Here is an 11,371-nt window from a genome sequence, read left to right as displayed (position 1 = left end):
TTGCAGCGGGGGTACTGCTAAATCGGTCGCAATTACGCGAGTGCCAGTTTTTGGCGCGCATATTGTAGCGCTTTTTCAATCACTTGCTCAATAGTTAAACTGGTTGAATCCAGAACTAATGCATCTTCTGCAGGAACAAGTGGGGCGACGGCGCGGTTACGATCGCGGTCATCGCGCTCTTTTATCTCGGACAAAAGGCGATCAAAGTTAACACTAAACCCCTTTTCCTGCAACTGAAGCATGCGGCGTTGAGCCCGTTCTTCCGAGGAGGCGTCGAGGAAAATTTTCACTGGCGCATCAGGGAAGACAACGGTTCCCATGTCACGCCCGTCAGCGATCAGGCCAGGCAGTTCGCGGAAGGCGCGTTGACGGCGCAGCAGTGCTTCACGCACGCGCGGGAAAGCGGCAACCTGTGAAGCGGCATTCGCCACGTCCTGAGTACGAATTTCACCGCTGACATCTTCACCTTCGAGAATCACTTCCAGATTTCCGTTGGTTGAGATAAAGCGAACATCAAGATGGGTAGCCAGCGGAACCAGCGCGTCTTCGGAGGCCACATCAACATGGTGATGCAGCGCCGCAAGCGCTAACACGCGGTAAATAGCACCAGAGTCCAGCAGATGCCATTGCAATGCTTCCGCCATTGCCTTGCACAAGGTGCCCTTTCCTGCACCGCTTGGGCCATCAATGGTTATGACCGGGGCAATTGCCGTCATCTTTATCTCCTTAAACAGGCATACCGTTAACGTAAACGCCGCGCATTATACGCGCCAATGCCCACAATCGTTAACGTTGTGTGCAAAAACGCGAATTACAGGTATTTAGATGAAGAATTATTGCGCAATGATACTTCTACATCGTTCGCGTTGCTTGCAGGCGGCAGGCGCACATCTCCAGAAGTGTAGATCATCACGTCAATGAGTGGGAACGCTGTAAGCGCGCCAGCACAGAGGCTGGCGCGAAGGCAAATCAGGCAGGGGTACTGATACGCGCCAATTGCTCGAAGTAGTCCGGGAAGGTTTTCGCCGTACATTTCGGGTCGAGAATGGTCACCGGCGTATCGGAGAGCGCCACCAGCGAGAAGCACATTGCCATGCGGTGATCGTTATAGGTGCCGATTTCCGCAAACTGCAGTTTTGCCGGAGGCGTGACGCGGATGTAGTCTTCGCCCTCCTCCACTTCGGCGCCCACTTTACGCAGTTCGGTCGCCATCGCGAACAGACGGTCAGTCTCTTTTACGCGCCAGTTGTAAATGTTACGCAGCGTCGTGGTGCCTTTTGCGAAGAGCGCCGCCGTGGCAATGGTCATCGCCGCATCCGGGATATGGTTCATGTCCATATCGATAGCGTTCAGCTCGCCATGGGTGCAGGAGATGAAATCATCGCCCCAGGTAATCGTGGCGCCCATTTTTTCCAGCACGTCAGCAAAACGGATATCGCCCTGAACGCTGTTACGGCCAATGCCGGTCACTTTCACCGTACCGCCCTTAATCGCCCCTGCCGCCAGGAAATAGGAGGCAGACGAAGCATCACCTTCCACAAGGTAATGACCCGGAGACTGGTACTGCTGCGCACCGCGAACCACGAATTGCTGATAAGCGCGGTTTTCCACCTCAACCCCAAAGGTTTTCATCAGGTGCAGCGTAATATCAATGTACGGTTTAGAGACCAGGTCGCCTTTGATGGTGATGACCGTATCCTGTGGTGCCAGCGGCGCAGTCATCAGCAGAGCCGTCAGGAACTGGCTGGAGACGCTGCCATCCACGTCGACGTTACCGCCATTGAAACCACCGCGCAGACGCAGAGGCGGGTAATTTTCCTGCTCCAGATACTCAATCTGCGCGCCGCCCTGACGAAGGGCATCCACCAGATGGCCAATGGGACGCTCTTTCATGCGTGGCTCACCGGTCAGCACAATATTGTTGCTGCCCAGGCACAGGGCCGCCGCCAGCGGGCGCATTGCCGTCCCCGCATTACCCAGAAACAGTTCACGCTTTTCAGGCGAGCGTAACGCACCGCCGTTGCCGGTCACTTCACAGCGGGTGCGGTCGTCAGACAGCGTGTAATGAACTCCCAACGCTTTCAGCGCATTGAGCATATGGCGCACGTCATCGCTGTCCAGCAGGTTTGTGAGGACGGTGGTGCCGTTTGCCAGAGCTGCCAGCAGCAGAGCGCGGTTCGAGACACTTTTTGAACCAGGCAGATTAATGGTGCCATCTACCCGCGCGATAGGTTGTAACGTCAGGGATTCCATGAAACTTAACTCTCAACTCAACATAATAAAAACCCCGCGGCAGGGCTACGGGGGTGAAAAACAGCGTAATTAACCGTGGCGACGTTCGAAGTCGATCATGAAATCGGTCAGGGTTTTAACCCCTTCCAGCGGCATCGCGTTATAGATAGAGGCTCGCATACCGCCTACAACACGGTGGCCTTTCAGCGCATGCAGGCCTGCAGCGAAGGACGCTTCAAGGAAGACTTTATCCAGGTTGCTGTCCGCCAGCTGGAACGGCACATTCATACGAGAACGGTTAGCTTTCGCGACATCGTTACGGTAGAAATCGCTCTTATCGATCACGCCATACAGCAGGTCGGCTTTCTGCTGATTGATTTTGTCCATCTGCGCCACGCCGCCGTTTTGCTTGAGCCATTTAAAGACCAGGCCAGAGAGGTACCAGGCAAACGTAGGGGGGGTGTTGAACATGGAGTCGTTATCGTTGAGGACCGTATAATCCAGAATAGACGGGCAAGACTGATGGGCTTTACCCAGCAAATCTTCGCGCACGATGACAATAGTCAAACCCGCCGGGCCGATATTTTTCTGCGCACCCGCATAGATAACACCGTAGCGGCTGACGTCAATTGGCGCGGACAAAATGGTAGAGGAGAAATCGGCTGCAACCACCACGTCTTTACCGAAGTTCGGGGTCTCGTCGATGGCAATCCCGTCGATGGTTTCATTTGGGCAATAGTGCAGATACGCAGCGTTATCAGAGAGCTGCCATTCGCTCATCGGCTTCACGGCACGCAGGCCATCAACGGTAATTTTGGCGTCGATAACATTTGGCGAGCAGTACTTTTTGGCTTCTTTAACCGCACTTGCCGCCCAGTAACCCGCATCAACGTAGTCTGCCGTGGTTTTGTCGCCGAGGATATTCAGCGGGACGCCAGCAAACTGACCGCGGCCACCGCCGTGGCAGAACAAAACTTTGTAGTTTGAGGGAATGTTCAGCAGATCGCGAAAATCCTTTTCTGCCTCTTCCGCCACCTGAATAAACTCTTTACCACGGTGGCTGATTTCCATCACCGACGTACCCAGACCGTTCCAGTCACAAAGTTCCTGTTGAGCCTGTTTAAGCACGTCTGCCGGCAACATCGCCGGACCTGAACTGAAATTAAAGACTTGAGCCATTTCCCCTCACCACGCTAAAAGCAATAAGTTATAACTGTGGATATCGGTTTTATCATTCAGTGACACGCGCCGCAATGTCTAAAACTTATGACCGGTGAAATGTGTCCCGCGTCACACAATACAATCTGCCATCTCACTGCGGCAAAACCGACAATATGGCTGTCAGGTAAGGCGTTTGGCCTGGCTAACCTTCGTCCATTCCGGATTTGTACAGCGGGGACATAATTGATGATCGCCCGGTTGCATCGCCACAACATGGCTACATCTTATACAGGCATATTCGCCTGACTCAGGCACGGTCGTGAAACGCTCAATAAGCATATCCGGCAGAATACAGAGCCCCGGCTTCACCTCGTCGTCAGCATAGTAATAGACGCTGATTTGCCCGTTCGTTTCCATGATTGCCAGCCGCACCTGCCCGAGTTGTTCAACGCTATTCAGACGCAGTTCCATAAAAAACTCGAACTCGGTCATGTTGGCACTCTGTACATTTTCCCAGGCCAGCCGCCCGTTCTCGACGATAACCACCGGCTTCCCTTCGAGAAGATCTTCCAGCTTTTCACTTTTCGACATCAGCCACATGACAAGCCGGTAAAGTAGCGCCAGTGAGACAAAAACGATAAAGACCGGCACCATCGGCACATCGTCGTAAAAGGCGACATCCCCCGCCGCTGAACCCAGCGTCAGAATAATCAGCACCTCAAAGAGGGACATCTGCCGGACGCCACGCCGCCCGGTGATTTTGAGAAACAGAAAGACCAATACAAAGGTATACAGGCTGCGCAGGGCCACTTCGCCCAAAAATTCGGGAGGAACTTTATCAAACGCCATCCGCTGGAGATCAAATGCTTTCATTTTTCTATGCCTTAACAGTAAGTTACTGTCTGTAAGCATAGTCGAGTCTTTTATTTTCGCCGAAGATAGCACCTGTCACGCAAAACCCGTATCATTGCGCGCTTTACGTACGATAAAAGTGAACGCCATGACTCAAACGTTTATCCCCGGCAAAGACGCCGCTCTGGAAGATTCCATCGCTCGCTTCCAGCAGAAACTGACCGACCTGGGCTTTAATATCGAAGAAGCCTCCTGGCTCAACCCGGTGCCTCATGTCTGGTCCGTGCATATTCGCGATAAAGAGTGTGCCCTGTGCTTTACCAATGGTAAAGGCGCGACAAAAAAAGCGGCACTGGCCTCTGCGCTGGGTGAGTATTTTGAACGTCTGTCGACCAACTATTTCTTCGCCGATTTCTGGCTGGGTGAAACCATCGCCAACGGCCCGTTTGTGCACTATCCGAACGAAAAATGGTTCCCGCTGCCTGAAGACGACGCGCTGCCGGAAGGCATTCTCGACGCGCGTCTGCGTGCGTTCTACGATCCGGAAAACGAACTGACCGCCAGCATGCTGATCGATCTGCAGTCCGGCAATGAGGATCGTGGTATCTGCGCCCTGCCGTTCACGCGTCAGTCTGATGAGCAGACCGTCTATATCCCGATGAACATCGTTGGCAACCTGTATGTGTCCAACGGTATGTCTGCCGGTAATACCCGTAATGAAGCGCGCGTACAGGGGCTGTCTGAAGTCTTCGAACGCCACATTAAAAACCGCATCATTGCCGAATCCATCAGCCTGCCTGAAATTCCGGCTGACGTGCTGGCGCGCTACCCGGGCGTGGTGGAATCCATCGCCAGGCTGGAAGCGGAAGGTTTCCCAATCTTTGCCTATGACGGCTCACTGGGCGGTAAATACCCGGTTATCTGTGTGGTGCTGTTTAATCCTGAAAACGGAACCTGCTTCGCCTCCTTCGGCGCGCACCCTGACTTTGGCGTAGCGCTGGAGCGTACCGTCACCGAGTTACTGCAGGGCCGTGGCCTGAAAGATCTGGACATGTTTACACCACCGACCTTTGACGATGAAGAAGTGGCCGAGCACACCAACCTTGAAACCCACTTCATCGACTCCAGCGGTTTGATCTCCTGGGATCTGTTTAAGCAGGACGCGGACTATCCGTTCGTCGACTGGAGCTTTGCAGGTACCACCGAAGAAGAGTTCGCCACGCTGATGGCTATCTTTAAGGCGGAAGATAAAGAAGTCTACATCGCTGACTACGAACACCTTGGCGTGTACGCCTGCCGCATTCTGGTGCCGGGCATGTCAGACATCTATCCGGCAGAAGATCTGTGGCTGGCGAACAACAGCATGGGCGCGCACCTGCGTGAAACCCTGCTGGCCTTGCCGGGCAGCGAATGGGAAAAAGAAGATTACCTGAACCTGATCGCGCAACTGGACGAAGAAGGCCATGATGACTTCACCCGCGTACGCGAGCTGCTGGGTCTGGCGACCGGTAAAGATAACGGCTGGTATACCCTGCGTATTGGTGAGCTGAAAGCAATGCTGGCACTGGCTGGTGGCGATCTGGATCAGGCTCTGGCCTGGACCGAGTGGACTATGGAGTTTAACCAGTCTGTCTTCTCTGCCGAGCGCACTAACTACTATCGCTGCCTGCAAACCCTGCTGCTTCTCGCGCAGGAAGAAGATCGTCAGCCGCTGCAATACCTGAATGCGTTTGTTCGCATGTACGGTGCTGACGCCGTTGAAGCCGCCAGCGCAGCACTGAGCGGTGAAGCGCCGTTCTACGGTCTTCAGGCTGTGGATAGCGATCTGAAAGCCTTTCCGGCACATCAGTCTTTGCTGAAAGCGTATGAAAAATTGCAGAAGGCGAAATCCGCTTACTGGTCAAAATAAGCGCATATAACATTACCAGCTGTAGGCGTATTCAATCGTCTGGGCTATATTACGGGGCAATTTCATTGCCCCGTTTTTTATTTTTTTCGGCAATGACTGTTGATTGTAATAATAAAGTTAAATATGGGTAAATATAATAATATTTACTTGGGCTTTACTGTTACTTTTTATGGTAATTACTCCATATTAATTAACTGTTGCAGAGGTGGCCGAAAGAAATAATTCAACTCTTTTCATAACTTTTAAAATTTATTTTTATACGGATAATCAAATACTTACTCCGCTTTTGCTGTAAATCCATACACATTGCGGGCCTATAAGCCAGGCGAGATATGATCTATATCAATTTCTCTTCTATAATGCTTTGTTAGTATCTCGTCGCCGACTTAATAAAGAGAGAGTTAGTGTGAAAGCTGACAACCCTTTTGATCTTTTACTCCCAGCTGCTATGGCCAAAGTTGCCGAAGAAGCAGGTGTCTATAAAGCAACGAAACACCCGATGAAGACGTTCTATCTGGCGATCACGGCTGGTGTGTTCATCTCTATCGCGTTTGTCTTCTACATCACTGCCACCACCGGTACTGCCGCGATGCCTTTCGGCATGGCGAAACTGATTGGCGGTATTTGCTTCTCACTGGGACTGATTCTTTGCGTCATCTGCGGCGCCGACCTCTTCACTTCTACAGTGTTGATTGTCGTGGCAAAAGCCAGCGGAAGAATTACCTGGGGTCAACTGGCGCGCAACTGGCTTAATGTCTATGTTGGCAACCTGATTGGCTGTCTGCTCTTTGTTCTGTTGATGTGGCTCTCTGGCGAGTATATGACCGCCAACGGTGGCTGGGGACTCAACGTCCTGCAGACTGCAGACCACAAAATGCACCACACATTTATCGAAGCCGTTGCTCTCGGCATCCTCGCTAACCTGATGGTTTGCCTGGCTGTCTGGATGAGCTACTCGGGTCGTAGCCTGATGGATAAAGCCATGATTATGGTTCTGCCGGTTGCGATGTTTGTTGCCAGCGGCTTCGAGCACAGTATTGCGAACATGTTTATGATCCCAATGGGAATTGTAATCCGCAACTTTGCAAGCCCGGAGTTCTGGACTGCTGTTGGTTCAACCCCGGAAAGTTTCTCTCACCTGACTATTATGAATTTCATTACTGATAACCTGATCCCTGTCACTATCGGGAACATTATCGGTGGGGGTCTGTTAGTTGGGTTGACATACTGGGTCATTTACCTGCGTGGCGACGACCATCATTGATGGTTATCTCAGGCAGTAAATAAAAAATCCACTTAAGAAGGTAGGTGTTACATGTCCGAGCTTAATGAAAAGTTAGCCACAGCCTGGGAAGGTTTTGCGAAAGGTGACTGGCAGAATGAAGTAAACGTACGTGACTTCATTCAGAAAAACTATACCCCGTATGAAGGTGACGAATCCTTCCTGGCTGGTGCAACTGACGCGACCACCAAGCTGTGGGACAGCGTAATGGAAGGCGTAAAACTGGAAAACCGCACTCACGCGCCAGTTGATTTTGACACCTCCGTTGCTTCTACTATCACTTCTCACGATGCTGGCTACATTAACAAAGCCCTTGAGAAAATCGTTGGTCTGCAAACTGAAGCACCACTGAAACGTGCGATCATCCCGTTCGGTGGTATCAAAATGGTTGAAGGTTCCTGCAAAGCGTATAACCGCGAGCTGGACCCAATGCTGAAAAAAATCTTCACCGAATACCGCAAAACCCACAACCAGGGTGTATTCGATGTTTACACCAAAGACATTCTGAACTGCCGTAAATCTGGCGTTCTGACTGGTCTGCCAGATGCCTATGGCCGTGGCCGTATCATCGGTGACTACCGTCGCGTTGCGCTGTACGGTATCGACTTCCTGATGAAAGACAAATACGCGCAGTTTGTTTCCCTGCAGTCTGATCTGGAAAACGGTGTAAACCTGGAAGCGACTATTCGTCTGCGTGAAGAAATCGCTGAACAGCATCGCGCGCTGGGTCAGATCAAAGAAATGGCGGCTAAATATGGCTGCGATATCTCTGGTCCTGCAACCAACGCTCAGGAAGCTATCCAGTGGACCTACTTCGGCTACCTGGCCGCTGTTAAGTCTCAGAACGGTGCAGCAATGTCCTTCGGTCGTGTATCCACCTTCCTGGATGCTTACATCGAACGTGATATGAAAGCGGGTAAAATCACCGAGCAAGACGCTCAGGAAATGATTGACCACCTGGTCATGAAACTGCGTATGGTTCGCTTCCTGCGTACCCCTGAATACGATGAGCTGTTCTCTGGTGACCCAATCTGGGCAACGGAATCTATCGGTGGTATGGGTGTTGATGGCCGTACTCTGGTTACCAAAAACAGCTTCCGCTTCCTGAACACCCTGTACACCATGGGTCCTTCTCCGGAGCCGAACATCACCGTTCTGTGGTCTGAAAAACTGCCTCTGAACTTCAAGAAATTCGCCGCTAAAGTGTCCATCGACACCTCTTCTCTGCAGTACGAGAACGATGACCTGATGCGTCCGGACTTCAACAACGATGACTACGCTATCGCATGCTGCGTAAGCCCAATGGTTGTTGGTAAACAAATGCAGTTCTTCGGCGCGCGTGCAAACCTGGCGAAAACCATGCTGTACGCAATCAACGGCGGCGTTGATGAAAAACTGAAAATGCAGGTTGGTCCTAAGTCTGAACCAATCAAAGGCGACGTTCTGAACTTCGATGAAGTCATGGAGCGTATGGATCACTTCATGGACTGGCTGGCTAAACAGTACGTCACTGCCCTGAACGTTATCCACTACATGCACGACAAGTACAGCTACGAAGCCTCTCTGATGGCGCTGCACGACCGTGACGTTATCCGCACCATGGCGTGTGGTATCGCAGGTCTGTCCGTTGCGGCTGACTCCCTGTCTGCAATCAAATATGCGAAAGTTAAACCAATTCGTGACGAAGACGGTCTGGCTGTTGACTTCGAAATCGAAGGCGAATATCCGCAGTTTGGTAACAACGACTCTCGCGTTGATGACATGGCGGTTGACCTGGTTGAACGTTTCATGAAGAAAATTCAGAAGCTGACCACTTACCGTAACGCTATCCCGACTCAGTCTGTTCTGACCATCACGTCTAACGTTGTGTATGGTAAGAAAACCGGTAACACTCCGGACGGTCGTCGCGCGGGTGCGCCATTCGGTCCTGGTGCTAACCCAATGCACGGTCGTGACCAGAAAGGTGCTGTTGCCTCTCTGACCTCCGTCGCTAAACTGCCGTTTGCTTACGCGAAAGATGGTATCTCTTACACCTTCTCTATCGTGCCAAATGCGCTGGGTAAAGACGACGAAGTACGTAAAACTAACCTCGCGGGTCTGATGGATGGTTACTTCCACCACGAAGCGTCCATTGAAGGTGGTCAGCACCTGAACGTGAACGTAATGAACCGTGAAATGCTGCTTGATGCGATGGAACACCCTGAGAAATATCCTCAGCTGACCATCCGTGTATCCGGCTACGCAGTACGTTTTAACTCCCTGACGAAAGAACAGCAGCAGGACGTTATCACCCGTACTTTCACTCAGTCCATGTAAGTGGAATTGACTGAAATCACGCGTTAAAAGGCGTACAATAAAGGCTCCACATACGTGGGGCCTTTTTAACACTCTCTCCATCACAGTCTCTTTTGTCCGCTATCTATACTCTATGGATAACAGCCAAAACAGACTTAAACACAGCCGGTTTTGAGCTGTGCATACACAGGCCCCGGACGGGCCGATGCTGGAGATATCACCGCAATGTCAATTATTGGTCGCATTCACTCCTTTGAATCCTGTGGCACTGTCGATGGCCCGGGTATCCGCTTTATCACCTTTTTCCAGGGCTGCCTGATGCGCTGCCTTTACTGCCATAACCGTGACACCTGGGATACGCACGGCGGCAAAGAAGTGACCGTCGAAGAACTGATGAAAGAGGTGGTGACCTATCGTCACTTTATGAACGCATCCGGCGGCGGCGTAACCGCTTCCGGCGGTGAAGCCATTCTGCAGGCCGAATTCGTGCGCGACTGGTTCCGCGCCTGTCGCAAAGAAGGCATTCATACCTGTCTCGATACAAACGGTTTTGTCCGCCGCTACGATCCGGTCATTGATGAACTGCTCGACGTCACCGACCTGGTGATGCTCGATCTCAAACAGATGAACGATGAGATCCACCAAAATCTGGTGGGTGTTTCCAACCACCGTACGCTGGAGTTCGCCAATTACATCTCCGGGAAAGGCATCAAAACCTGGATCCGCTATGTTGTTGTACCTGGCTGGTCAGATGATGACGATTCCGCGCATCGGCTGGGAGAATTTACCCGCGATATGGGCAACGTTGAGAAAATTGAGCTTCTGCCCTACCACGAACTGGGTAAACACAAGTGGGTCGCCATGGGTGAAGAATATAAACTCGATGGCGTTAAGCCGCCGAAGAAAGAGACGATGGAACGCGTGAAAGGTATTCTTGAACAGTACGGCCACAAGGTAATGTATTAAGAAAAGGCCCGGTGAGAACCGGGCCTTTTTTATATTATCTGAAGACGCCATTAATAATGGTGGTCACAACCGCAGTACTCAGCGCAATTAAGACCAGATCGTCACCGACGACACGCCATTCATAACCAGGATAGGAAGGAAGCTGGCCCAGCATAGAAGCCGGCACGGTTTTCTTCGCAATGCCCGGAGGGAGCGGTTTACCGCGTGCGAGGTTTTTCGCAATACCCGGAGGCAGTGACTCATAACCTGTTAAGCCGTAATTGAGTGCCAGGTGACGGGCATGATCGAAGCTCACACGGGCGTCGACATCGTCACTGACGCTTTTATTCGATTTACCTGGATTTTCCTGACCGTTATTTTGTTTATTACCGTGGGTACCGGAATTTCCGTTGCCATGACTACCGGAATTGCCGTGACTGCCGCCATTACCTTGTCCGCCACTGTTCCCGTGACCACTGCCATTCCCGTTACCCGGGTTAGCCATGACCGGAGCTGCAGCAAACGTTAAAGACAACACTACTGCCAGAGCGGTAGTGGTAAAACGACGAGTAGACATGATTGTTGCCTTTTAGTGATATAACTCACCTGAATTATCGCCTGGTGCAATAAACAAACAATACGTAAAAGTCTTATATGTGATGGGGACAAAAAAGCCAGTCATCGACTGGCTTTTT

Annotated in this window: 9 protein-coding genes; 4 read left to right on the top strand and 5 right to left on the bottom strand. The window is 51.6% G+C overall.

The genetic code is table 11. The annotated features are described in order from the left end of the window. Positions 1-32: 32 nt before the first annotated feature. The 4 genes from cmk to AB6731_RS11875 all read right to left on the bottom strand — a co-directional run bounded on the left by cmk (position 33) and on the right by AB6731_RS11875 (position 4,266). Complete coding sequence (gene cmk / locus AB6731_RS11890) at positions 33-716, bottom strand: (d)CMP kinase (RefSeq protein ID WP_014169386.1); 684 nt, start codon at positions 714-716, stop codon at positions 33-35. 253 nt (positions 717-969) lie between these two features. After that, positions 970-2,253, bottom strand: coding sequence for a 3-phosphoshikimate 1-carboxyvinyltransferase (gene aroA / locus AB6731_RS11885; RefSeq protein ID WP_371006397.1), 1,284 nt, complete (start codon positions 2,251-2,253; stop codon positions 970-972). A gap of 69 nt (positions 2,254-2,322) precedes the next feature. Then, complete coding sequence (gene serC, locus AB6731_RS11880; protein ID WP_025204554.1) at positions 2,323-3,411, bottom strand: 3-phosphoserine/phosphohydroxythreonine transaminase; 1,089 nt, start codon at positions 3,409-3,411, stop codon at positions 2,323-2,325. Positions 3,412-3,573: 162 nt separating this feature from the next. After that, the gene (locus AB6731_RS11875; protein WP_250368751.1) at positions 3,574-4,266 is read right to left on the bottom strand and encodes a DUF421 domain-containing protein; all 693 of its coding nucleotides are present in this window, start codon (positions 4,264-4,266) and stop codon (positions 3,574-3,576) included. A gap of 127 nt (positions 4,267-4,393) precedes the next feature. On the opposite strand from AB6731_RS11875, the gene ycaO reads away from it, so the two are divergent. From ycaO to pflA, 4 genes are all read left to right on the top strand, one after another. Then, on the top strand, positions 4,394-6,154 hold the full coding sequence (gene ycaO, locus AB6731_RS11870; RefSeq protein ID WP_371006396.1) for a 30S ribosomal protein S12 methylthiotransferase accessory factor YcaO: 1,761 nt from the start codon (positions 4,394-4,396) through the stop codon (positions 6,152-6,154). 406 nt (positions 6,155-6,560) lie between these two features. After that, a complete protein-coding gene (gene focA, locus AB6731_RS11865; RefSeq protein WP_025204555.1) occupies positions 6,561-7,418 on the top strand; it encodes a formate transporter FocA in 858 nt (285 codons plus the stop codon). Between the two features lie 51 nt (positions 7,419-7,469). Next, positions 7,470-9,752 (top strand): formate C-acetyltransferase, encoded by a 2,283-nt coding sequence (gene pflB / locus AB6731_RS11860; protein ID WP_014169380.1) that lies wholly within the window; start codon positions 7,470-7,472, stop codon positions 9,750-9,752. Positions 9,753-9,956: 204 nt separating this feature from the next. Continuing rightward, positions 9,957-10,697: a pyruvate formate lyase 1-activating protein gene (gene pflA / locus AB6731_RS11855; RefSeq protein ID WP_371006395.1), complete on the top strand. Its 741-nt coding sequence runs from the start codon at positions 9,957-9,959 to the stop codon at positions 10,695-10,697. A gap of 34 nt (positions 10,698-10,731) precedes the next feature. Here the strand turns inward: pflA and AB6731_RS11850 are convergent, their stop codons facing one another. Further along, positions 10,732-11,253 (bottom strand): anti-virulence regulator CigR family protein, encoded by a 522-nt coding sequence (locus AB6731_RS11850; RefSeq protein WP_020884824.1) that lies wholly within the window; start codon positions 11,251-11,253, stop codon positions 10,732-10,734. Between the last annotated feature and the right edge of the window lie 118 nt (positions 11,254-11,371).

It is taken from the genome of Enterobacter sp. RCC_40 (genome assembly GCF_041360735.1).
Taxonomy (GTDB): Bacteria; Pseudomonadota; Gammaproteobacteria; order Enterobacterales; family Enterobacteriaceae; genus Enterobacter; species Enterobacter ludwigii.
This window is presented reverse-complemented; position numbering and strand designations above follow the sequence as displayed.